We start from the raw sequence: 22,842 nt of genomic DNA, 5'->3' as shown, positions 1-22,842 counted from the left end.
GGCAGCTGCAGGGGAGTGAGTAGTGCGGCTCAGACCGTCGTCTCGTTGAGCTGCTGGTCAGTGACCGGGTTGGTGGTGAGCTGGTCGGCCACGTCGAGCAGCCTCTTGGCGGCCTTCTCCACGGCCTTGAGCGTGAACCGGGCGGCGGGAGCGCTGATGCTCACCGCGGCGGGCAGGTGCGTGCCGAGCAGCGGCGCCGCGATGCACCGGCCGTCGGGCGCGTTCTCCCCGTTGTCGAGGGCGTAGCCGAGCCTGCGCACCTTCGCCAGCTCGTCCATGTAGGCGTCGATCGACGTGATCGTGTTGTCCGAGTGCCGTTCCATGCCGGTGCGCTGGAGCAGGTCCCGCACCCGGGCGTCCGGCAGCTGCGACGCGATGGCCTTGCCGAGCGCGGTGGAGTGCAGCGGGTCGCGTTCGCCGCGGGCGGCGGCCGAGCGGACCTTGTGCCTGCTCTCCACGATGTCCACATAGATCACGTGATCGCCGTCGAGGATGCCGAGGTTCGTGGTCTCCTCGAACTCGTCGCGCAGCTCCTCCAGCCACGGCCGGGCGCGCTCGCGCAGCACCTCGAGGTGCCGCGACTGCATGCCCACGAAGCCCAGCCCCAGCCGGTACAGACCAGTGTGCTCGTCGCGCTCGACGTAGCGGTGGGCCTCGAGCGTCCACAGATAGCGGAACGCGGAGGACTTCGGTAGTTCGGTGGCCTGACCGACCTCGATCAAGGACACCCCGTCGATCGAATTCTGCAGCAGGTTCAGGATCGAGCAGACCCGTTCCACGGCACGGACGGTGTAGTCGCGTTCCTCGCCGGTGGTCGTGGTCTCGTCGGCGTTCTCATCCTGCCCCTGGTTCTTTCGCCGTGGCAGTTTACTCACGTCCCCTCAGAATCGGATTCGGCATTTCAGAAGCCTAGCGGGTCCCATGTGGTGAAGCAGGGGGCCAGCATTTTGGACGCCGCTGGTTCTGCTCCCGGCCCCTTGACGGTGCCCAAGGAGCGCCCGTAGCGTAATTGCGAAACGGTCCACGTGTTTCATTCAATAAAACCTGGTGGATGTGGCGCGGCGTGGGGCGGTTTCCCGGGAACGTCACCAGGCAGAACGGAGAGCACATGAGCGACGCGGCTGAGCTTCTCGTCCGCTCGAACGCCCTGCGCCAGCGGGCGCTCGCGCGCACCCCCGGCGGGGTGCATTCCAACGTCCGCCTCGCAGGCCCGCAGGTCTTCATCGACCACGCACGGGGCGCGTGGCTTTACGACGTCGACGGCGTGAACTACGTCGACTACCTCCTCGGGCAGGGGCCCAACTTTCTCGGGCACGCCCCGGACGACGTCACCGACGCGGTCAGCGAGGCGTGCGGCCGGGGCCTCATCTTCGGCGGGCAGCACGAGCTCGAGGTGAAGGCGTCGGAGACGGTGTGCGAGGCGCTTGGCTGGGCGGACATGGTGCGCTTCGGCGTGTCCGGCACGGAGTCGGTGCAGGCGGCGCTGCGGCTGGCCCGCGGAGCCACGGGCAGGACCAAGGTCGTCCGCTTCGAGGGGCACTACCACGGCTGGCTCGACAACGTGCTCATGGCCGACGGCGACGACGGATGGGGCGTCGCCAGCGCGGGGCAGGTCGCCGGGCACCTCGACGACTTCCTCCTGTTGCCATGGAACGACTCCGTGACACTCACCGAGGCGCTCGACCGGTACCACGACGAGATCGCCGCGGTGATCATGGAGCCGGTGATGATCAACGCCGGAGTCATCGAGCCAAGGCCCGGTTACCTCGAGACCGCCCGTGCGCTGTGCTCCGAGTACGGCATCGTGCTGATATTCGACGAGGTGATATCCGGATTCCGGGTCGGGCTCAGCGGCGCGGCAGGCCGCTACGGCGTGCTTCCCGACCTCGCCACGTACGGCAAGGCGATGGCAGGCGGCTGGCCCGTCTCGGCATTGGCGGGGCGTTCCGAGCTGATGGAGCTGTTCGGCAACGGGAAGGTCAACCACTCCGGCACGTTCAACGGTTCGGTGATGGCGATGGCCGCGACGCACGCGACCGTCTCGCACCTCATCGAGAACCCTCCATACGCGACGATCACCTCCCACGGCTCCGCGCTCATGGACGGTCTGCGCGACCTCGGGCGCAGCCACGACCTCCCACTGCGCGTGGCGGGCCTGCCGATGGCGTTCCACGTCTCCTTCGGCGACGCGGAGGTCAGCGACTACCGCTCGCTGCAGCAGCTCGACCTCGGCCGGTACGCGCGCCTGGCGCCCGAGCTCGTCGCGCACGGGCTGTGGGTGGCGGGTCGCGGAGTCTGGTACGTCTCCGCGCAACACGGCCCGGAGGAGCTCGACGCGGCACTGACCCGGTTCGACAAGACTCTCACTGATTGGGCGTGAGGATGACCCGGCCTGTTGGCTCAACGGAAAGCGGCGCACGCGACGGCAACACCTCGAAGTTCTCTCCGTGCCGGAAGGCGGGCGGCTTCGTCTTCGTCTCCGGCCAGGCTTCGGTGGAGAACGGGGCGATCGTGCCGGGCACGTTCGAGGAGGAGATGCGCCGTTCGATCGAGAACGTCCGGCGGATACTGGAGGGCGAGGGGCTGTCGCTGGCAGACGTCGTCAGGGTCGGCGCATACGTCGAAGACCCGGCCGACGTGCCCGAGTTCAACCGGTTGTACCTGGAGTACTTCCACCCGCCGTTGCCGGCGAGGACCACGATCGCCAACTGCCTGGGCGGCGCGGTGAAGTTCGAGATCGACGTCGTGGCTTTCGGGGGAGCGTAGGGATGCGCTTCGCGACACTCGGTTTGTTCCACGAGGCCAACACCTTCTCCCCGACACCGGCCGACCGGCGGCTGTTCACCGCGGGCGGCATCCTGCGCGGCCAGGAGATCGTGGCCGAGTACGACGGGTCGAGCGCCACCATCGGCGGCTACCTCGCGGAGACCGGCCGGCTCGGCATCGAGCTCGTGCCACTCGTGTTCGCGTTCGTCAACCCGGTCGGCGCGATCACCGACGACGCGTTCGAGTCGATCGTGGGGGAGATGCTCGACCGGCTCGCCGAGCAGGGGCCGTGGGACGGCGTGCTGCTCAACATCCACGGCGCGGCCGTCGCCGAGCGCCATCCCGACGCCGACGGCGAGATCGCGAGCCGGGTGCGCGGGGTCGTCGGGCCGGACGTCCCGGTCGGCGCGGTGCTCGACCTGCACGCGAACATCTCGCCCCGGCTCGTCGACGCGCTCACGGTGACGCTGGTTTACCAGACCAACCCGCACGTGGACGCGCGCGAGCAGGCGATCGCCTGCACGCGCCTCGTCGCCGGGTGCGCCCGTGGGGAGATCCGGCCGAGGCAGTCGCTCGTGCAGCTGCCGCTCGTGGTCAACATCGCGCGCCAGGACACCAACGAGCAGCCCATGTCGGGTCTGGTCGCCAAGGCCGCCCAGCTTGGGCGGCGGCCCGGCATGCTCTCGGTGAGCGTCGTCGAGGGCTTCCCCTACGCCGATGTCGGGCACATGGGAATGACGTGCCTCGCGGTCCACGACGGCGACCAGTCGCGGGCCGATGCCGCCGCGCGCGAGCTGGCGGCCGAGGTGTGGGAGCGCCGGTCGGCGTTGCAGGCGCGCGAGCTGGACGTCGACCAGGCGCTGGACCTGGCCGAGTGCGAACCGGAGGGACCGGTGGTGCTCCTCGACGTCGGTGACAACATCGGCGGCGGCGCGCCCGGCGACTCGACGGTGGTGCTCGAGGCCGCGGTGAAACGCGGCCTGGGATCGCTGTTGCAGACCCTTTGGGACCCCGAGTCGGTCCGGTGCTGCGAGGTCGCCGGAACCGGAGCCGAGGTGCGCCTGCGGGTGGGCGCCTGCAGCGCGCACTCCGCTGGCAACCCGGTGCCCGTCGTCGGCCGGGTCCGCGCGCTCGCGGACGGCCGGTTCGAGGCGAAGGATTCGGTGCACGCCGGGCTGCGGTTCTTCGACATGGGACCCACCGCGGTCGTCGACACCGAGGCGGGCCACACTCTCGTGCTCACGTCGAAACCGGTGATGAACTCCAGCCTGTACCAGCACTACAGCGTCGGCGTCGACCCCGGGGACTATCACGTGGTGGTGGCGAAGGGCGTCAACTCACCGCGCGCGGCGTACGGGCCGATCGCCTCGCGGATGGTCGTTGCCGACACCGAGGGCGTCACCGCGATGAACCTCGACAAGCTGGCCTACCGCCACCGCCGGCGGCCGATGTATCCGTTCGAGCTGCCCGATTTCGACCCTGGGAACCCATGATGAAGCTCATGCGCGTCGGTGAGCCCGGCGCCGAACGTCCCGTCGCGCTCGCGGACGACGGCGGGTACTACGACCTCTCGCCCGTGACCGACGACATCGACGGCGTGTTCCTCGGGTGGGACGGCCCGGCGATCGCGCGCCGCGCCCTCGACCGGGGCGAGCTCGAACCGCTGGACGTCACGGGCAGGCGTGTCGGCCCGCCCATCGCGAGGCCTGGCGCCGTGCTCTGCATCGGGCTGAACTACCGGGCACACGCCGCGGAGTCCGGAGTGGACCCGCCCTCGGAGGCCGTGCTGTTCCACAAGTCGCCCAACACCGTCGTCGGCCCTTACGACGACGTGCTCATCCCGCGCGGGTCGGAGAAGACCGACTGGGAGGTGGAACTGGGCGTGGTGATCGGGCGCAGGGCCCGGTACCTCGAGTCGCTCGGCGAGGCCCGCTCGTGCATCGCGGGCTACGTGACCGTCAACGACGTGTCCGAACGCGACTTCCAGCTCGGCAGGCCGGGCGGCCAGTGGTCGAAGGGCAAGTCGTGCGAGACGTTCAACCCGGTCGGGCCGTGGCTCGTGCCGGCCGAGGACGTCGCCGATCCGCAGGCGCTCGCGCTGCGGTCGTGGGTCAACGGCGAGCCCCGGCAGGACTCGAAGACCTCGGACATGATCTTCACCGTCGCCGAGCTCGTCTGGCATCTCTCGCAGTTCCTCGTGCTGGAACCGGGCGATCTGCTCAACACGGGAACGCCGGAGGGCGTGGCGCTGTCGGGTCGGTTCGGCTACCTGCGCGACGGGGACGTCATGGAGATGGAGGTCGTCGGACTCGGCAGGCAGCGGTCCGTGTGCAGGCAAGCGTGACCTGCCGCTCGAGACCGACGCGGCTGACGCGGGCGACGCGCTCGCGGGCATCGTGGGCCGGGGCCACGTGCGCTTCGCCGTCGATGAGCCGGCGCCCTGCGCGCGTGACGCGACCCCCTGTTCACCGGAAACCCCGTCGCGGTGGCGTTTCCCGACAGCACGCCGGAGGACGGGCGGCTGGACGCGGACGACCCGGAACCGGCCGGGCAGTCGTCGTGCTGCCTCGGCTGCCGGGCGTGCGAACCGGTGTGGAGGCACCACCAGTGGCGGGGCCCGGCACTGCCGAGGCTCGCGCGGCTGCTGATGGCCGTCGTGTCCCGGCCGTCGCTCCGGTTGCCGGGACTCGTGCGCGGCGGCGACGGGGAACCCCGGTTGCCGCTGGCTGCGTCGAGCGCGGGGTGCACCCGTCGGTCAGCCGGGCGGCGCGGCGGCTGTGGCGGGTACCGCGGCGCCGCCGGTCGCGGGTGGGCGCGATGCACCTGGCCGAGCTGCCCGAACGGGCGGGGAGCGGCCCCTACCGCGGAGATCGCGGCTGACCGGAGACTCGACGGGTTCACCGGGGAGGCCCGCACATGCCGTCGTTCATGGAACCGTTCCGGATCAAGGCCGTCGAGCCGATTCCCTTCCCGACACCGGGCGAGCGGAGGGAGGCGCTGGAGGCCGCCGGGTACAACCTGTTCCGCGTTCCGGCGCGGCTCATCACGATCGACCTGCTCACCGACTCCGGTACGAGCGCGATGTCGGCGGCGCAGTGGTCCGCGCTGGTCTCCGGCGACGAGTCGTACGCGGGCGCCCGGTCCTTCGAGCGGTTCGAGCGCGTGGTCACCGAGCTGACCGGGTTCGGCGAGGTGCTGCCGGTGCACCAGGGCAGGGCGGCGGAGCGCATCCTGCTCCACGGCCTGCTGCGGCCGGGTCGGTTGTGCGTCGCGAACACGCATTTCGACAGCACGCGCGCGAGCGTGCTCGCCACGGGCGCTGAGGCGGTCGACCTTCCGGTGCCGGTGCCCGCCGGCACGGTGCTGCCGTTCGGCGGGAACATCGACCTGACCGCGCTGGAGCACCTGCTCTCCGGACCGGACGGCGGGCGCGTGGCCTGCGTGGTCCTCACCGTCACCAACAACGCCAACGGCGGCCAGCCGGTGTCGCTGGAGAACGCGGCGCAGACCCGGCGCCTGTGCCGTCGGCACGGCGTTCCGCTGCTGCTCGACGCGTCGCGGTTCGCCGAGAACGCCTACCTGGTCGGCACGCGCTCACCCGCGCACGCGGGCGCGACGCCGCGTGAGCTGGCGCGGGCGATGTTCGACCTCGCCGACGGCTGCTGGGCGAGCCTCAAGAAGGACGGCGTCGCCAACATCGGCGGCCTGATCGCACTGCGGGACCCGGAACTGGCACGGCGGTGTGCGGATCAGCTCATCGAGACCGAGGGGTTCCCGACCTACGGCGGGCTCGCCGGACGCGACCTCGACGCGCTCGCGCAGGGACTGCTGGAGGTCACCGACCCGGCGTACCTGCGGTACCGCGCGGAGTCGGCGGGCTGGTTCGCCGAGCGGCTCGAACGCGCGGGGCTGCCCGTCGTGCGGCCGGCGGGCTGCCACGCCGTGTACGTCGACGCGGGCAGGCTGCTCGGGCACATCCCGCCGCACGAGCTGCCCGCCACGGCGTTCGCCATCGAGCTGTACCTGGCGGGGGCGGTCCGCGTGACGGAGCTGGGCACCCTCGTGTTCGGCAGACCCGACCCCGCGGGGGGTCCCGACCTCCCAGCGCCGAGCGAACTGGTGCGCTTCGCGCTGCCGAGACGGGTCTACACCTCGAACCACCTCGAGTACGCCGCGGAGGTGGCGGGCGAGGTCGCGGCCAAGGTTTCGGCGATCAGGGGCTACCGCATCACCGAGCAGACGGGCGCGCTGCGGCAGTTCGCGGCCACGCTCGCGCCGTTGGGGGGCACCGAGAGTGGGCATAGTTGAAAAATCTTCACTGGACCGGACGAACGCGGCGCCGATAGTCTGCCGCTCGACGTCACCGCCTCGGTGGTTCGTCGTGACCGTGACATGACGTGTTCGTGAACATGCAGGATGCGTTTCGCAATTTGACCCGTTTGGTGGTACGCGCAATTCACTGAGTGAACCATGCTGATCCATGGGGGTGGCAGGTCTCGAGAGGCTGAGCGATGGCCGGATCGAAGCTCGATCATGGGGACGTGCCCCGCTTGACGATTCGGCGAACCGGTCGGGAGACCATTGTGCCGCCACGGTGCGGTGATCGCCCGGCGACGAACCCGGTATACCGGCCGCATGGGGGCGCCCGGTGTGGTTCGTTTCCTTTGGCCAATTCCTGAGCTGCGTTTTTCTGGGTGGATAGGGCCGAGTGGAGTAATCCGGCGGCGCGGCTCGCGCATTGACGGTTGAACGCATCCCATTGGCTCGCGTGCCTTCGGGGCGGGAGCGGGAGACTGGAGTTCGAACCGATGTCCGCATTGTGGTGCTGTGCGCGGCCAGGTGTCCTCGCGGCCTGGTCGGAACGGCTCGCCACCGGCGCGGGAATGGCCTGCCGATTTGAAATCTGCAATTTGCTGAAAGCAAAGCGCACCCGTTTGGTGGTACCGGCGATGTCGGGCCGGGTCAACGCTAGTAGCGGAGGAGGTGAAGCGGGGAGGTCCGAGCCGGCTTTCGGGATCGGTGTCCCGGTGAGCGCATGATTCAGAAACCACTGAGCCGATTCGAGCTGTTCCATTCACGGGATCTCGACGCGACGCGGGAGGCGGTCGGGCGCGTCTTCTGCGACCACCGCATGGAGCTGTCCGAGCGGGACGGCGAGCTCGACGCCCGGATGCACTCCAAGCGGCTCGACAAGGTCGGGATGAGCTACATCGGCTACGGCGCGGACGTGCGGGTCGATCCAGGTGTGCTCGAAACGTTCTACGTCGTGCAGGTGCCGCTGCTGGGCCACGGTCTGTTCCAGCAGGGCGCCGAGCACGTCTACGGCGTACTGGGCGTCGCGGTGGTGGTGGGTCCGACCAGGCCGTTGAGCATGCGGCTCGACGGCGACCTCGAACTCGTGATCCTGCGGATCGAGCGGACCGCGCTGGAGGCGACGCTGTCCGACCTGCTCGACCGGTCGCTGCCGAACCCCATCGAGTTCGACCTCGGCATGGCGATCTCGGGTTACGCGCGTACCTGGTACGACTACCTGATGTTCTGCGTGTCCGAGCTGAACCGGCCGGACAGTCTGCTCAACCATCCGCTGTCGATCCAGCAGATGGAGCAGAACCTGATGTCCGGGCTGCTCATCGCGCAGCACAGCAACTATGCCGAGATGCTGCACGGCAAGGCGCTGCCCGCGCCGTCGAGGGCCATCAGCAGGGCCGTCGAGATCATCGAGAACCACCCCGAACTGGCCCACACGATGGGCAGCCTCGCTCGTGAGGCCGGGGTCAGCGTGCGGGCGCTGCAGAAGGGCTTCCGCAGGCACCTCGACACCACGCCGAGCGCGTTCCTGCGTGGTGTGCGACTGCAGCGGGCGCACGACGAGCTGCGCGCCGCACAGCCCGACACCGTCACCGTTGGCGAGGTCGCCGGCCGCTGGGGGTTCGTCCACCTCGGCCGCTTCGCCACCACCTACCGGCGCAAGTACAACGAGACCCCATCACAAACCCTGCACAGATGATGACCATGTATTTCTATGACGATTCGCAAAGAGGACACAAAGAGACGCAGAACGGCTCGTTGAGGGGACGGCCCGATCCTACTGTCGATGACATGACGACCGGTGAGCCCGGGCAGCGAAACCCGCGCGAGAACGGTGCTGGAGAACCGATCTGGGAACTCGTACGGCGGGTCAGGAAAATGCGGGGACTGACGCAGTACCAGCTCGCCGACGTGCTCGTTGACCTCTCCTCCAACGAGAGTGTGAGCAGGGACGAGGTGGCCCGCTGGGAGCGGGGCAAGCGGGTGCCGGGACCGTACTGGCGCCGCTGGCTCAGCGCCGCGCTCGACGTGCCGAGTGAGGAGCTCGCCGCCGCCGTGCGGTGTGGGCGCAGGCTTCGCTGACCGGTCCGTCAGCGAAAAACGGTCCCTGCCAATCGAACCCGGCATGACCGAGACTCCCGCCGTCGGTATCAAATGGACTGTGGGAGGCCCCGATGGGCAAGGCGCTGGTCGCGCTCGTCAACCCGAACCTCGTGCACCCCCCGATCACCCCGTACGCGCTGGACATCCTCACGACCTCCCTCGAGGCCGCCGGCTTCGACGCCGAGGTCGTGGACCTGACCTTTCAGCGGGACAATTGGCGAGCGGTGTTGCACGAATATTTCACGCACCGTGACCCCGCGCTCGTCGGGATCACGATCCGCAACACCGACACCATTTACGCGCAGCAACAGAGAATGTTTCTCGGCGATCACCGGGAAATCGTCTCCGAAATCCGGTCGGTGACCCGAGCGCCGCTCGTCGGCGGCGGCGTGGGCTTCTCGTCGATGCCGTACGCGCTCACCGACTACCTCGGTCTCGACTTCGGCGTGAAGGGCCCGGGGGAGAACGTCCTCGTCGCGCTCGCCGAGGCGCTGCTCGCGGGCCGCGGCCCAGAGGAGATCCCGGGCCTGTTCGTCAACCGTGGCGGCGGCCGGATCGAGCGGGTGCCCGGACAGGCGTCGAACGGCCGGTCCCGCAGGCACATCGCTCCGGTGGACCTCGGCAGGACGTCGATGAACACCGCCACCGCCTACACGCGCCGCTCGGCGACGCCGTGGAAGGTGGACAACCTGCGGTACTACCGCGCGGGCGGGCTCGGCAACATTCTGACCAAGAACGGGTGCGCGTTCGCGTGCGCGCACTGCGTGGAGCCGGACGCCAAGGGCACGCTGTTCACGCGGCGGTCCGTCGAGGCGGTCGTGGACGAGATGGAGTCCCTCGTCGCGCAGGGCGTGCACGACCTGCACACCACCGACAGCGAGTTCAACCTCGTGATCGCCCACAGCAAGGCGGTGCTCAGGGAGATCGTGCGGCGCAAGGGCATGAGCGCCGCCTCGCCCCTGCACGACCTGCGACTCTGGGTCTACGCCCAGCCGAGGCCGTTCGACGAGGAGCTGATGGCGCTGCTCGCGGACGCGGGGTGCGCAGGTATGAACCTCGCTCCGGACCACGTCCGCGACGACATGCTCGACGGCTGGAAGCTCACCGCGGGCGGCGGCCGCTACTACACGTTCGACGACGCGCGCGAGGTGTGCGAGCTGGCCCGTCGCCACGGCATCCCCGTGATGGTCGAGGTGCTGCTCGGGATGCCGGGCGAGACCGAGGAGACCGTGCGCGACGCCGTGCGGCGGACACTGGACCTCGATGTCGCCGTGGTCGGCTACAGCCTCGGCATCAGGGCGTTCCCGTACTCTCCGCTCGGCATCCGGCTCGCCGAGGAGTGCGGCGGGACACGGACCGTGCTGGGCCTGCAGTCGGACACGGCGGAGGAACCGATCGTGCTGACGCCGATGCGGAGCTGTCCGGTGGTCCAGTACGAGCGGCAGTTCGTGTTCGACGCGCGCGGCCGGTTCCGGCCGGTGTACTACCTGTCGCCCCTGCTGCCGGAGGAGCCGGAGACGGTCCGCACACCGGGCGGCCGGTGGGCCAACAGCGTGCGGTTGCTGTGGGATCTGGTGCCCGAGCAGGAGCGCTATCGCGTCATGTTGCCGACGCTCGCCGGCCTCACCGAGGACGACGACAACTATGCCGACAACCCCTTCCTGTTACGCGCCGTACAGCTCGGGTACACGGGTGCCTTCTGGTCTCATTGGCCCAGGCGAACGGAAATCCTCAAGGAAATACGCACAGTAGAAACGCCAGCTCAGGTGGTGGGTACCTGACCCGAGTTACATGAACAGAATTTGCAAGTTGCCCCGGCGAAAAAATTTCGCCGGGGTATCTTGTTACCCGAACGTCACTATGTAGCCTTGCAACCCTCGTGTTGGTTGACGGAATATCGGTCGGAGCTACCGCTCGGCGACGCAAGTGAGGTGGCCTCATGACAATGGCGCCTGATGCCCCGGATCTGCCTGCCAACCCGCTGAACATCAGGCTGTCCATCCGGCACGACCGGCTCTGGTGGCACATCGACGACGAGGACCACCTGCCCGAACGCTGGGACGTGTCGGCCGACGTGTGGGAGCTGGAATTGTGCCCGGAGCCGTTCCGGCACGTCGGGGACATCTCCCTGGTCATCGCGGATCTGCAGCGTGAGCGCAATTTGCTGGACTCCGTGGCTCTCGGCGAATGGGCGCTGGAGTTCATCGCCGAAACGGTGCTGGATTCCGCGGACGGACGCCTGCATCCGGAACTCGACGCGCAGCTCAGCGAGGGCCCGCCGCGCATGGTGATCCTGCGTGACGTCACGCTCGGTACGCAGTGGCGAGGGCACGGGCTCGCGGGCCCGCTCATCGCCGGGGCACTGCGCACGCTGGCGCCGACCGCGCGGCTCGCGGCGTGCCGCCTTTCGCCGGCGGACTTCCGCGGCAGTGCCCCTGACCGCGTCTCCGCGGAGCTCGCCGCGGTGCGGATGGCCGGGATGCTCGAGCGGATCGGGTTCTACCGCTGGCGTGAGGTGCATGTGCTGGACCTGCGCAACCCGGCACTGCTCGAGGCGAGGATGAGCCTGCTGAACAACTGGTGGCCCACGGAGCACGACGAACCCGGAGGCCAGGAAGGTCCATAGTGGACCGAAGGCGCGACGCGCCGCGGTGTAGCGCGGTCGGCGGTAGCGTGCTACGCTGATCGCGGCTGCTGTTACAGGACCGTTCATCCGCAACACGTAGCCGTTGGCGGCGTGGCCCAGCCTCCTTCGGGTTCCGGCCACGCCGCCAACCCCGAAACCGTGGGGACGATTGTCGAGGGGGTGTTGCGCTAGCGCGGGTGGAGTTCCCGTGCCAGTTGCTCGAGGGTCGCCCGCGACTGCTCCGGGGGGAGCGCGTGCTGCAGCAGGGCCGACCAGCGGGCGCGGTACCGGGCGACCTTCGCGGGTTGCCGGAAGTGCACCCAGTCCGCGCCGGTCCTGACGAAAACGGCTCCGGGGTCACCGTCGAGCTCGTCGGCCAGGTCCAGCAAGGAGAAGTTCCCCTCCACGCCCGTTGCGGCAGTGGACGGAACCACCTGGACGGTGACTGCCGGCCGGTCGGTGAGCGCGACCAGGTGCCGGAGCTGTTCGCGCAGCACGCCCGGTCCGCCGATCTCCCTTCGCAGCACGACCTCGTCAACGAGCACGTGCAGCTGTGGTGGGTCGTCGTGGTCGAGCAGCGCTCGACGACCGGGCAGCAGGGCCCGGTGCAGCTCCGGCAGCAACGGTTCGGCGATCCGGTGCAGCGCCTCGGCGTACGCCGGGGTCTGTACCAGGTCCGGCACGGTGTCCGGGGCGTAGACGCCGATCCGGGTGGCCGAGGACTCGAAGTTGACCAAGAGCTCGAGCTGGTGCAGCTCGGAGGGCTTCTCCGACCGCTTCACCTGCGGCAGAACCTGTTGCCACCACAGCGGTTTCGCCCGCGAGCGCTCGATGACCGAGGAATAGGGGCCGACGAGATGACCGTGGCCGAGCTCCTCCAGTGCGAGCTTGAGGTAGCGCTTGCCGACGAGCCGGGTCGACGACTCGAAGTGACGCACCCCCGAGGCGCTCCTGCCGAGTGCGGCGGCGAGTTCGCCGGGAGTGCGGCCGCTGGCCTCGCGGAGCGCGGAGATGCGCGCGGCGAACCAGTCGGCGGTGACGACCGGAGTCGGTGCGACCACGAGGGCTGCCCTTCTGCGCTGAAGTCACGGGACCGTTCATCCGTCACTGTAGTGCCTTGTCGAGGAGGGTTCCCCGACAAGGCGCTAGCCCGCGGCGGCCTCCAGCAGCGCGAGCGACTCGTCGGCGGGCAGCGCCTGCTCGAGCAACAAGGTCCAGACCCCGTCGAAGGGATCGATCTCGTGCGGCTCCTCGTAGTAGAGGTCCTGCGCGGCGGTGCGCACGTGCACGATGCCGGGATAGGTGGGCAGCTCGGGCAGCAGCACGATGCGCGTGAAGCTGCCGCCCGTGCCCGCGTGCGCACCGGACTCCTCGGTCAGCACCCGGATGTCGACGCCCGCCCGCTTCGCCAGCTCGGCGAGGTGAGCGAGCTGGGCGGCGAGCACGTCCGGCCCGCCGACCTTCCGGTGCAGCACCGCCTCGTCGAGGACGCACTGCACCTCGGGCGGATCCGGCCGGTCGAGCACGTCCTGCCTGCCTTCGGCGAGCCTGCTCCACAGCCGGACCTCGTCGTCGCTCGCGTGCGGCATGCTCGCGCGCACCAGCGCCTCGGCGTAGTCGCCGGTCTGGAACACCTCCGGCACGAACTGAGCCTGGTACATCCGCAGCCGCACGGCCGAGGCCTCGCAGCTCAGCAGCAGCTTGGACTGCTCTGGCACGAAGTCGGCGGGAAAGCTGTGCTCCTACCAGTCCTTCCAGTTCCGCTTGCCCGCGTTCTTGAGCAGGGACTGGAAGTTCGGGAGCTGGTCGCGGCAGCCGTAGGTCGAGAGCAGCGTGTCGATGTTGGCGATCTGCGGGAGGTTGCGGCCGCGCTCGACCTGCATCAGCGCCTTGTCCCCGGTCTCGCCCGCCGCCTCGGCGGCCGCCTTCAGGTTCAGGCCTTTGGCGTTGCGCATCCGCTTGAGCTCGCGGCCGACGGCTCGCCTGACCGCGGTCTTCCCCGGCTCGACCAAGTGGCCACCTCTCGGCGTGGGGTGACATGCGCGCGCATTCACCCGAATAGGCCACGCCGAGGTGTAGCGGACTACCTACGTAGCGCGCTACATTTGGCCGTGGCTACGTGCTGTTGACACCTGTCACGTTAGCCCCCGGTGGTCGCGGCCGTGAAAACCCCCTGGATCGCGGTCGCGTCGCCGGTGCAGCCGGGGTGGTCACTGTGGGGAGGTCGGGTGGGCCGAGAGACTCGCCGCGTGTGCGCTGCCGCGACACGCCTCACCGGAAGCGGATGGAGGAGTGCCGTGAGCATGAGCGGCGCCGGCGACTGGGCGCGCCTGGCGAGGGCGGTCGAGGACGCACGACGCCGGGTGAGCCGCTTCGCCGACGACGACTGGAGCGACCTCGCCTGCCGGGCGCGCCAGGAGGCGGCGGACGTCGAGGCGTGGGAACGGCGGCGGCGCGGCAGGGCCGTGCGGCTGTGGGTCGCGTGGCTCGAGGTTCGCGCGGCGGCCCTCGACGCCGACGACGCGCAGGTGCGGCTCGCCGGTTACCTGCGGCATCCCTTCCACCGCACCGGCGACCGGCCGTCGCTGTACTTCGTGGAGGCCCCGGTGCCGTGCGAGCACCTGCCGGCGGAGCAGCGCGAGTTCCTCGACGGCGACTACCCGCGTGCCGCACTCGCGCACCTCGGCGACAGGGCGCCGTACGGGCCGTTCGAACGCGCTCACGTCGAGCACTACGCCGACGCACTGACCTCGGGCCGCGCGCGCCTGCTCGCCCGGCACGGCGAGCGGAGTGAGCCCGCACTCGCCGCGCGCGGCCCGTTCCCACCCGGAATCCGGTTGTCGTACTGGAAGGTGCGGCAGAAGGTGTTGTTCCTGGCCGGTCCGGGGGAGGCCCGCATCCGGGCCGAGGAGCTTGCCGGGACCATTGTGGACGGTTCCGGCCTGCCGCTCGCCCGCGTGGCAGGCATCGAAGCGAACGACGGCTACGCGAGCGTGTCCGACGGTCACTGGGTCCATCCCGTTGACAGCGTGGGACCGTTCGGCACCACCGCGCTGTGGGACGACTACGACGCCGCCGAGCACGACGCCGGGGTGCCGGCCGCGCTCGCCGGTGTCCTCGCCCGTGCGGCAGGCCAGATTCGGGAGGTGTTCCGCCGGGACGCCCTCGAATGTGCCCTTCCCCCGGCCGCGCGGGAGGTCTGCTCGGCCGCGTCGCGGCACGCGGCCGAGCAGGCCCGGCTCATCGCCGAGGGCAAGTCGCCTGCGGAACTGCACCGGCTGGCCGACGACGCCGACCAGCTCGCCGACCGGCTCGACGACGAGGACCGCGACGGTGACGCCGAACGGTTGCGGCAGCAGGCCGTGATCTACCGCAGGCTCGCCGAAGCGGACTCCTGACGTGCTGCGTGCGCCGCCTCGACCAGCGCCCGCAGCGCGGGCTCGATCTCCGGATAGCGCCGCGTCTTCAGCCCGCAGTCCGGGTTGACCCACAACCGTTCGGCCGGCAGCACCGCCACGGCGGCCGCGAGCGCCTTGCGCATCTCCTCGCTGTCCGGCACGCGGGGCGAGTGGATGTCGTACACACCTGGTCCCACGGCACGGCCGAACCCGATCGCGGCGAGGTCACGCAGGACCTCCATATTGGACCGTGCCGCCTCCAGTGAGGTCACGTCGGCGTCGAGCGCGTCGATCGCCATGATGACGTCGCCGAACTCGGAGTAGCACAGGTGCGTGTGAATCTGCGTGGCGTCGGAAACGCCCGCGGTCGCGAGGCGGAACGCGGCGATGCCCCAGTCCACGTACTCCTGCTGCCGGTCCTGCCGTGGTGGCAGCAGCTCGCGCAGTGCGGGCTCGTCGACCTGGACGATGCGCAGCCCGGCGCGCTCCAGGTCCGCGACCTCGTCGCGCAGCGCGAGCGCCACCTGGTCCGCGGTCTCGGCGAGCGGCTGGTCGGTGCGGACGAACGACCACGCCAGCATCGTCACGGGTCCGGTCAGCATGCCCTTCACCGGCCGGTCGGTGAGCGACTGCGCGTAGGTGCTCCACTCGACCGTGATGGGGCGGGGCCGGGACACGTCGCCGTGCAGGATCGGCGGGCGTACGCAACGGGATCCGTACGACTGCACCCAGCCGTGCTCGGTGGCCGCGAAGCCGTCGAGCCGCTCGGCGAAGTACTGCACCATGTCGTTGCGCTCGGGCTCGCCGTGCACCAGCACGTCCAGTCCGATGTCCTCCTGGAGGCGCACCACCCGCTCCATCTCGGCCCGCATGGCGGCCGTGTACCGGGCTTCGTCGATGCGGCCCGCGCGCAGCCCCGCCCGTGCGGCGCGCACCTCGGGCGTCTGCGGGAACGAGCCGATCGTCGTAGTGGCCAGATCGGGCAGGCGCAGGCGTTCGCGTTGCGCGGCGGCACGTCGCCCGAAGCCGGGCCTGCGCCGGTGTTCCGGGCGCAGCGCGCTGATCCGCGCGCGAACCTGGTCGTCCCGCCTGCCCGCGAGACGGGTCACCTCGTCCGCGTGGGCCAGCTCGCCCGCCACGGCATCGGCGCCCTCGCGCAGCGCACGAGCGATGGTCACGACCTCGGCCACCTTCTGCTCGGCGAACGCGAGCCGTTGCCGCACAACGGGATCGAGGCCGCGCTCCGCGTCCAGGTCGTAGGGCACGTGCAGCAACGAGCAGGAGGTGGAGACACCGAGATCGCGTACCGAGCCCAGCAGGGCCGCCGCCGTGCGCACCGCGGCGCGCAGGTCCGTGCGCCACACGTTGCGCCCGTCGACGAGCCCGGCGACCACGGTCTTGTCGCGCAGGCGCCGCTCGGCCGTCAGCTCCGTCAGCGCCCGCTCGTCGCTCACCAGGTCGACGGCGAGGCCCTCGACGCCGGTGCCCGCCAGCACCCCGAGCGCGTCGCCGAGCCTGCCGAAGTAGCCGGCCACCAGGATGCTGGGCCGGGCGCGCAGTGCGGACAGGCGCGTGTAGGCGGATGCGAGCGCCCGCAGTTCCTCCGGCGTGCGGTCGGCGACGAACGCGGGCTCGTCGAGCTGTACCCACGCGACGCCCTCTGCGGCCAACAGGCCCAGCAGCTCCGCGTAGGCGTCGAGCAAGCCGTCGAGCAGGTCCAGGGTGCGGAAACCGGCGGGGGAGCCGGGCGACGGCTTTGCGAGCAGCAGGAACGTCAGCGGTCCTGGCAGCACCGGTCGGGTGCTGATCCCGAGTCCGGCCGCCTCCCGGTACTCGGCGAGCGGTTTGTCCGTCGCCAGCCGGAACCTGGTGCCCGGCGACAGCTCGGGCACCAGGTAGTGGTAGTTCGTGTCGAACCACTTGGTCAGCTCCAGCGGGCTGAGCCCTGGCCGTCCCCTCGCCATCGCGAAGTAGGAATCCACCGTGGACAAGCCGCGGTAGCGCTCGGGTACCGCGTCGAAGAGTTGCGCGGTGTCCAGCAGGTGGTCGTAGAACGAGAACGTGTTGCCCGGAACGGAATCCAGTCCGCTTGCGCGCAAGCTCTCCCACGTCGAGCGGCGCAGCGCGGCCGCGGTGGCCTCCAGCTCGGCCACGCCGGTGCTGCCGGCCCAGTAGGACTCGAGCGCCTTCTTGAGCTCCCTGCGCGGACCGATCCTCGGGTATCCCAGCACGGTGGCGCCGATGTCCGGATTCAGGGCATGACTGTCGTGCGTTTCTGCCACGGCTCTCTCCTCGCGAGCGGTTGCGGGCACGCGCGCACCGGCGGTGCGCGCGGCGGTGGCAGGTATTCGGACTCGCGGGCACCCACCGGACACCTCCGGCGCGCCTACTGGCCGTCGCTTCCCAGGCACGTGTGCCCAGTGCGTCATGACGGCGGTCGTTCCCGCTCACCGCTGCGGGGGCAGTCCTGGACTCGCACCAGGTTCCCTCTTGCCTCGCCGGGCCGTACGGTCCGGCGAACCACCAGCACACCCACTCTAGCGGTCCGCACAGGCGATGCACAGCGATGGAAACCTATGCAAACGAGCACGCATGGCGTATGCTCAAACATGAAGCGAACGTAAAGACTTTCACGTTTGCTGGCCTGCCGGGCGCCCACAGCCCCCTCCCCAGGGCGCCCTGGCATGTGAGGAGTGCCCCGGTGCTGAACCCCCAGCAGCACCGGGGCACTCACCTTTTCGCGAGGGGGTTCCACATCGCTGCGGACGGGCAGTGGGCGGGGGCTCAGCTTGCCGGGCGCTGCCTCGGCATTCGCTGCGAGTTGATGCCCCGCAGCACCTCGATGCGGTCGGTGCCGGGCCAGCTGTTGACCCAGCTCGAGCCGGTCACGTCCTTGGCGTGCTTCTTCAACGGGGCGAGCAGCCGCGAGATCTCCCGGTACGAGCCGACGGACGAGCCCGCGCAGACCAGCGTCGCGAGTGACACCGTCACGGGCAGCCCCTCCGCGTACCACCGGCTGTCCAGCAGCCCGTCGGCCACGGTCGTGATCTTGTCGATGTCGCAGGCGATGAGGAAGTCGTCGCCGCCCACGTGGCTCACCGTGACGCCGCCGAGGTTCGTCGCCAGGTCGGTGAGCTTGCGGCCGAGGGCGCGGATCAGGTCGTCGCCCGCCGCGAACCCCACGGTGTCGTTGACCTTCTTGAAGGAGTCGACGTCGAGCCAGCCCACCACGAGCGGCTGTCCCGCGGCGATGCGCCGGTCCACGGCCCGAGCCACCGAGTCGCTGCCCGGCAGCCGGGTGAGCGGGTTGAGCGCGGCCGCCTCCTCGATCTTCGCGTCGGCGAGCCCGCGCACCACCTCGTGCACCAGCACCACGCCCTGGCAGCGCCCCGCGTCGTCGATCACCACCACGTCGTCGGCGGTGCGGTCCCAGTCGGCGTCGGTGACCAGGTCGAGCAGTTCCAGCGCGGCGGCGCCGTGGCGGATCACGTGCGGTGCGTCGGCGAGGCGCTCGGCGGGGCGGTTGGCGTGCAGGGCGTGACCGAACGGTCCCGTGACCGCGAGCAGGAACCGTGTGCGGTCGATCGACCACTGTGGACGGCCCTGTTCGTCGAGACCGATGATGCCGGTCGGCGCGTCGTTGTCAACGAGGACGTTGCGGACCTCCTCGCACGTCGCCTCGGCGGGCAGGGTCGTGGCTGGCCGCAGGAAGTCCTTCACGGTCGGCGCGCTCGTCGGCGTGAACGAGGGTGGTCCCTCCTGGCCGTCGGGCGTGGCCAGCGTCGCCGCGCCCATCGGCGCCATGCCTCCGCGGGCGGGTGCGAAGAGGTTGCCCTGCACCACCCGGATACCGAGCCTGCGGACGGTGTTGAGCTGGTCCTCGGTCTCGATGCCCGTCGCGACGAGCCGGAGGTCGGTGCGGGCGGCGAAGTGGACGAGCGACTCGACGAGGGCGACCGTCGCCGGGTCGTCGGGAAGGCGGCGCAGGGTCGTACGGTCCAGCTTGACCAGGTCCACCCGCGATTCGGCGAGCAGATTGAGGGGAAGATCACCCGCGCCGAGGCCGTCGAAGGCCAGCCGGAAGCCGAGCTCGCCGAGCCGGGCCATCCCGGAGAGCAGGGCGGCGGGCGCGATGCCGTGGAAGGGCGGGCCGATCTCCAGGACGATCTCGCGGGGTCTGCGGCTGGTCTCGCCGAGCGCGTCGAAGAGCGGCTGCAGCGCGGGTTTGGGGGCGGCCGCAGTGAGCGCCGTCACGTTGAGATGCAGGGGAAGCAGGGTCGCGTGCGGTGCCTCGTCCAGCACGGCGCGGGCGGCGAGGCCCACGTCCACCTCGACGAGCCTTCCCCGGCGCAGGGCGGAGCCGAGCAGGTCGCCGACGCCTCCGGAGGCGGGACGGGCCAGTGCCTCGACCGCCACGACCCCACCAGTGTGCAGGCTGTACAGCGGCTGGAACGCGAAGCGAACTTGGTTCACACCGACTCCCACGCCCGAAAACTTCACCCGCTTTTGGCCCATTTCAGTGAAAAACAGCCCGATCGTTACACAGGAATAACGGCCGATCAAGCTGGCTCGCGCCGCTCCGCGCTTCTTGTTTAGGCCATCCAGCTGAAGTTCTGCTGAACAGCTACTGAGCAGTAGTGACAACTCGTGACGATTCGTGAAATGTGTGCCCCCGTGAACTCGCTCAGCAGGCGCGAGATGTTCCGCGCTGGGGGTGCGCTGGCCGCGGTCGCCGGCGCCGGAATGCTCGGTCCGACGGCGGCGGCGCAGGAGGCCGGCCCGTTCGCCCATGGGGTCGCCTCCGGTGATCCGCTACCCGACGGTGTGCTCCTGTGGACCAGGGTGACGCCGGCCCCGGAGGCCGTGCCAGGGTCGGGGCTCGGACCCGAGGTCATGGTCAGCTGGGAGATCGCGCGCGACGAGGCCTTCACGAGTGTGGCCGCGCGGGGGAGCGTCACTACCGGGCCCGCCCGCGACCACACCGTCAAGGTCGACGTCGCCGGGCTGGAGCCGGCCACGTGGTACTGGTACCGCTTCGCCGTCGCGGGCACGGCCTCGCCGGTCGGGCGCACACGGACCGCGCCCGCCGTCGGCGCCGCCGTCGAACGGCTCCGCTTCGGCGTCGTCTCGTGCTCCAACCTGCAGTCCGGTCACTTCGCCGCCTACCGCCACCTCGCCGAGCGCGACGACCTCGACCTCGTGGTGCACCTCGGTGACTACCTCTACGAGTACGGCGCCGAGGACGGCGCGGTCCGCCCGCACGACCCGCCTGTCGAGATGACGACGCTGGAGCACTACCGGCGCAGGCACGCGCAGTACAAGTCGGACCCGGACCTGCGGGCGCTGCACGCCCGCGTGCCCTTCGCCGTCACGTGGGACGACCACGAGTCGGCCAACGACGCGTGGTCGGGCGGCGCCGAGAACCACACCGAGGGCGCCGAGGGCACCTGGACGGACCGCCGCGCCGCGTCGCAACAGGCCTACGCCGAGTGGATGCCGGTGCGCTACGAGCCGGGCGGGCGGCTCTACCGCAGACTCACCTTCGGCACGCTCGCGGAGCTGTCGATGCTCGACCTGCGGACCTACCGGAGCAGGCAGGCGGCGCACCCGTTCGACCCGGCCATCGGCGACCCGGAGCGCACCATCGCGGGCGCGGAGCAGCTCAGCTGGCTCACCTCCGGCCTGGTCACCGCGAGCACGCAGTGGAAGCTCGTCGGCAACCCCGTGATGATCGCGCCGGTGCGGTTCCCGTCCACGCTGGCCCCACGGGAGCTGGACGCGCTCTCGCGGCTGCTCGGGCCGTTGCTCGGCCCGCCCTACAACGTCGACCAGTGGGACGGCTACACCGCCGACCGCGCCAGGGTGCTCGGCGTCCTGCGCGACCACGGCGTGCGCGACACGGTCTTCCTCACCGGCGACATCCACTCGGCGTGGGCCGCGGAGCTGCCTGCCGATCCGCTGACCTACCCGCTCACGCGCGAGTCGGTCGGCGCCGAGCTGGTCTGCACGTCCGTGACGAGCGACAACCTCGACGAGATCCTCGGGGTGCCGCCGCGCACGGGCTCGCTCGCGGTCGAGGCGGCGATCCGGCTCAACAACCCGCACGTGCGTCACCTCGACTTCGACTCGCACGGCTACTCCGTGCTGGAGGTGACGCCCGCGGCCGTGCGGATGGACTGGTTCGTGCTCGCGGACCGGAAGGATCCGGCGAGCCCCGCCGCGCACTCCGTCTCCTTCGCGGTGTCCGCGGGCACACAGCGAGTCACGAGGGCGAGGGAGGCACTGCGATGACCGCGCTCTCACGCAGGCAGGTGCTCCGCGCCGCCGCGGGCACAGGCGCCACCGTGGTGCTCTCCGCCGCGGCGGGCACCGCACGGGCGGAGCGGGGACCGCGTGCGCTACGGGTGTACGTACTCGTGGTGGACGGTCTGCGGGCCGACGAGATCGACCCGGTGCTGACCCCGAACCTGCACGAGCTGCGGGCGAACGGGACGAACTACCCCGCCGCGCGCTCGCTGGCCGTGGCCGAGACGATCCCCAACCACGTGATGATGATGAGCGGGATGCGGCCCGACCGCACCGGCGTGCCCGCGAACTCGGTGTACGACCGCGCCCAGCGCCGCGTGCGCACCCTCGACCAGCCCGCCGACCTGCGCGCACCGACCGTGCTCGACCGGCTCGCCTCGGCGGGGCGCGTCACCGGCAGCGTGCTGAGCAAGGAGTACCTCTACGGCGTCTTCGGCGAGCGCGCGAGCGTGCGCTGGGAGCCGTTCCCGATCCTGCCGATCACCGGGCACGCTCCCGACCTGGCGACCGTGGACGCGCTGATCGCGATGGTCGACGAGGCCGATCCTGACCTCGTGTTCGCCAACTTCGGCGACATCGACCGCGTCGGCCACGCCGACCTCACCGGCACCACGCTGCGGGCGGCCCGCACGGCGGCCCTCTGGTCGGCGGATCTGCAGGTGGGCCGGTTCGTCGCGGAGCTGAAGGGAAGCGGACGCTGGCTCTCGAGCGTGCTCGTGGTGCTGGCCGACCATTCGATGGACTGGTCGCTGCCGCACCGCGTGGTCTCGTTGCGGTCGCGTGTGGACGACGACGCGGCGCTCGCGGGCAAGGTGGAGATCGCGCAGAACGGCGGTGCGGACCTGCTCGCCTTCACCGGTCCCGAGGCGGAACGGCCCGCCGCGGTGGCGCGGCTGCGGCGGCTCGCGCTCGCCACCGAGGGCGTACTGTCGGCGCACTCGCCAGCGGAGCTGCGGCTCGGGCCGGAGGCTGGCGACCTCGTGGTGTTCTGCCGTGCGGGCTGGCGGTTCACCGACCCACAGGTGTGGTCCAACCCGATTCCCGGAAACCACGGGCATCCGGCGACGGAGCCGATCCCGTTCTTCGTCGCGGGCGGTCACCCCTCGGTGCGGTCCGGGGTCACCTCGGCGGCGCAGGCGAGGACCATCGATGTGGCCCCGACGGTGGGCGCGCTGTTCGGCCTGCCCGCGCCCGCTGGCGGCTACGACGGCACGGCGCGGCTGGAGGCCTTCGGGTCCCGTCCGCAGTGAAGGCCACCTTCACTGCGTTCAGCGCAGTGAAGGATGCTCCTATAGAGGTCAAGTGGTGAGGTTGGCGAGGTCGGCTTGGATGGCG

General features: G+C 70.5%; 18 protein-coding genes and 1 riboswitch. Of the genes, 12 read left to right on the top strand and 6 right to left on the bottom strand.

All coding sequences use genetic code 11. From position 1 onward, the window contains the following. Positions 1-29: 29 nt before the first annotated feature. A complete protein-coding gene (locus FCN18_RS24495; protein ID WP_137096266.1) occupies positions 30-866 on the bottom strand; it encodes an IclR family transcriptional regulator in 837 nt (278 codons plus the stop codon). Positions 867-1,108: 242 nt separating this feature from the next. On the opposite strand from FCN18_RS24495, the gene FCN18_RS24490 reads away from it, so the two are divergent. The 9 genes from FCN18_RS24490 (at position 1,109) to FCN18_RS24450 (ending at position 11,803) form a co-directional block, all read left to right on the top strand. Further along, the gene (locus FCN18_RS24490; protein WP_112272350.1) at positions 1,109-2,380 is read left to right on the top strand and encodes an aspartate aminotransferase family protein; all 1,272 of its coding nucleotides are present in this window, start codon (positions 1,109-1,111) and stop codon (positions 2,378-2,380) included. A gap of 2 nt (positions 2,381-2,382) precedes the next feature. After that, entirely contained in the window at positions 2,383-2,766 is a 384-nt protein-coding gene (locus FCN18_RS24485) for a RidA family protein (RefSeq protein WP_137096197.1), read from the top strand. Between the two features lie 2 nt (positions 2,767-2,768). After that, positions 2,769-4,259, top strand: coding sequence for a M81 family metallopeptidase (locus tag FCN18_RS24480; RefSeq protein ID WP_137096196.1), 1,491 nt, complete (start codon positions 2,769-2,771; stop codon positions 4,257-4,259). Next, positions 4,259-5,110 carry a fumarylacetoacetate hydrolase family protein gene (locus tag FCN18_RS24475; protein WP_112272344.1) on the top strand — a complete coding sequence of 284 codons (852 nt, stop codon included), beginning with the start codon at positions 4,259-4,261 and terminating at the stop codon, positions 5,108-5,110. The genes FCN18_RS24480 and FCN18_RS24475 overlap by 1 nt, the downstream gene beginning before the upstream one ends. A 572-nt stretch (positions 5,111-5,682) precedes the next feature. Continuing rightward, the gene (locus FCN18_RS24470; protein WP_137096195.1) at positions 5,683-7,074 is read left to right on the top strand and encodes a tryptophanase; all 1,392 of its coding nucleotides are present in this window, start codon (positions 5,683-5,685) and stop codon (positions 7,072-7,074) included. Between the two features lie 727 nt (positions 7,075-7,801). Continuing rightward, the gene (locus FCN18_RS24465; RefSeq protein WP_228714110.1) at positions 7,802-8,773 is read left to right on the top strand and encodes an AraC family transcriptional regulator; all 972 of its coding nucleotides are present in this window, start codon (positions 7,802-7,804) and stop codon (positions 8,771-8,773) included. Between the two features lie 92 nt (positions 8,774-8,865). After that, positions 8,866-9,156 (top strand): helix-turn-helix transcriptional regulator, encoded by a 291-nt coding sequence (locus FCN18_RS24460; RefSeq protein ID WP_112272340.1) that lies wholly within the window; start codon positions 8,866-8,868, stop codon positions 9,154-9,156. A 92-nt stretch (positions 9,157-9,248) separates the two neighbouring features. After that, positions 9,249-10,958, top strand: coding sequence for a tryptophan 2-C-methyltransferase (gene tsrT / locus FCN18_RS24455; RefSeq protein WP_137096194.1), 1,710 nt, complete (start codon positions 9,249-9,251; stop codon positions 10,956-10,958). A gap of 158 nt (positions 10,959-11,116) precedes the next feature. Next, the gene (locus tag FCN18_RS24450) at positions 11,117-11,803 is read left to right on the top strand and encodes a hypothetical protein (RefSeq protein WP_137096193.1); all 687 of its coding nucleotides are present in this window, start codon (positions 11,117-11,119) and stop codon (positions 11,801-11,803) included. A gap of 188 nt (positions 11,804-11,991) precedes the next feature. Here the strand turns inward: FCN18_RS24450 and FCN18_RS24445 are convergent, their stop codons facing one another. From FCN18_RS24445 to FCN18_RS24435, 3 genes are all read right to left on the bottom strand, one after another. Further along, positions 11,992-12,864 carry a helix-turn-helix domain-containing protein gene (locus FCN18_RS24445; protein WP_112272334.1) on the bottom strand — a complete coding sequence of 291 codons (873 nt, stop codon included), beginning with the start codon at positions 12,862-12,864 and terminating at the stop codon, positions 11,992-11,994. 84 nt (positions 12,865-12,948) lie between these two features. Continuing rightward, positions 12,949-13,521, bottom strand: coding sequence for a DUF5753 domain-containing protein (locus tag FCN18_RS24440; protein ID WP_137096192.1), 573 nt, complete (start codon positions 13,519-13,521; stop codon positions 12,949-12,951). 24 nt (positions 13,522-13,545) lie between these two features. Continuing rightward, entirely contained in the window at positions 13,546-13,815 is a 270-nt protein-coding gene (locus FCN18_RS24435) for a helix-turn-helix domain-containing protein (protein WP_137096191.1), read from the bottom strand. A 285-nt stretch (positions 13,816-14,100) separates the two neighbouring features. Between FCN18_RS24435 and FCN18_RS24430 the strand changes: the two genes are divergently transcribed. Then, positions 14,101-15,201 carry a hypothetical protein gene (locus FCN18_RS24430; protein ID WP_206077982.1) on the top strand — a complete coding sequence of 367 codons (1,101 nt, stop codon included), beginning with the start codon at positions 14,101-14,103 and terminating at the stop codon, positions 15,199-15,201. Here FCN18_RS24430 and metE read toward each other — a convergent pair. Together metE and FCN18_RS24420 are read right to left on the bottom strand one after the other, a co-directional pair. Further along, a complete protein-coding gene (metE, locus tag FCN18_RS24425; protein ID WP_137096265.1) occupies positions 15,171-17,456 on the bottom strand; it encodes a 5-methyltetrahydropteroyltriglutamate--homocysteine S-methyltransferase in 2,286 nt (761 codons plus the stop codon). The two genes, FCN18_RS24430 and metE, sit on opposite strands and share 31 nt — an antisense overlap. 67 nt (positions 17,457-17,523) lie before the next feature. After that, a riboswitch (cobalamin riboswitch) is annotated at positions 17,524-17,741 on the bottom strand. A 244-nt stretch (positions 17,742-17,985) separates the two neighbouring features. Then, a complete protein-coding gene (locus tag FCN18_RS24420; RefSeq protein ID WP_112272330.1) occupies positions 17,986-19,716 on the bottom strand; it encodes a GGDEF domain-containing protein in 1,731 nt (576 codons plus the stop codon). A gap of 147 nt (positions 19,717-19,863) precedes the next feature. On the opposite strand from FCN18_RS24420, the gene FCN18_RS24415 reads away from it, so the two are divergent. Both FCN18_RS24415 and FCN18_RS24410 read left to right on the top strand, forming a co-directional pair. Then, positions 19,864-21,492 carry an alkaline phosphatase D family protein gene (locus FCN18_RS24415; RefSeq protein ID WP_137096190.1) on the top strand — a complete coding sequence of 543 codons (1,629 nt, stop codon included), beginning with the start codon at positions 19,864-19,866 and terminating at the stop codon, positions 21,490-21,492. After that, on the top strand, positions 21,489-22,757 hold the full coding sequence (locus FCN18_RS24410) for an alkaline phosphatase family protein (protein ID WP_137096189.1): 1,269 nt from the start codon (positions 21,489-21,491) through the stop codon (positions 22,755-22,757). Before FCN18_RS24415 ends, FCN18_RS24410 begins: the two co-directional genes overlap by 4 nt. The last annotated feature ends 85 nt before the right edge of the window (positions 22,758-22,842 follow it).

The organism is Prauserella endophytica (assembly GCF_005146945.1).
GTDB classification, from domain to species: domain Bacteria; phylum Actinomycetota; class Actinomycetes; order Mycobacteriales; family Pseudonocardiaceae; genus Prauserella_A; species Prauserella_A endophytica.
The sequence above is the reverse complement of the archived record's forward strand: the minus strand, read 5'-3'. Positions and strand labels throughout refer to the sequence as shown.

Bases quoted from the DNA above. Each gene is read 5' to 3' on its own strand.
- FCN18_RS24470 (WP_137096195.1), top strand. From the start codon at position 5,683: ATGCCGTCGTTCATGGAACCGTTCCGGATCAAGGCCGTCGAGCCGATT.
- FCN18_RS24460 (WP_112272340.1), top strand. From the start codon at position 8,866: ATGACGACCGGTGAGCCCGGGCAGCGAAACCCGCGCGAGAACGGTGCT.
- FCN18_RS24420 (WP_112272330.1), bottom strand. From the start codon at position 19,716: ATGGGCCAAAAGCGGGTGAAGTTTTCGGGCGTGGGAGTCGGTGTGAAC.
- FCN18_RS24490 (WP_112272350.1), top strand. From the start codon at position 1,109: ATGAGCGACGCGGCTGAGCTTCTCGTCCGCTCGAACGCCCTGCGCCAG.
- FCN18_RS24475 (WP_112272344.1), top strand. From the start codon at position 4,259: ATGAAGCTCATGCGCGTCGGTGAGCCCGGCGCCGAACGTCCCGTCGCG.
- tsrT (WP_137096194.1), top strand. From the start codon at position 9,249: ATGGGCAAGGCGCTGGTCGCGCTCGTCAACCCGAACCTCGTGCACCCC.
- FCN18_RS24450 (WP_137096193.1), top strand. From the start codon at position 11,117: ATGACAATGGCGCCTGATGCCCCGGATCTGCCTGCCAACCCGCTGAAC.
- FCN18_RS24465 (WP_228714110.1), top strand. From the start codon at position 7,802: ATGATTCAGAAACCACTGAGCCGATTCGAGCTGTTCCATTCACGGGAT.
- FCN18_RS24480 (WP_137096196.1), top strand. From the start codon at position 2,769: ATGCGCTTCGCGACACTCGGTTTGTTCCACGAGGCCAACACCTTCTCC.
- FCN18_RS24485 (WP_137096197.1), top strand. From the start codon at position 2,383: ATGACCCGGCCTGTTGGCTCAACGGAAAGCGGCGCACGCGACGGCAAC.
- FCN18_RS24410 (WP_137096189.1), top strand. From the start codon at position 21,489: ATGACCGCGCTCTCACGCAGGCAGGTGCTCCGCGCCGCCGCGGGCACA.
- FCN18_RS24415 (WP_137096190.1), top strand. From the start codon at position 19,864: ATGTGTGCCCCCGTGAACTCGCTCAGCAGGCGCGAGATGTTCCGCGCT.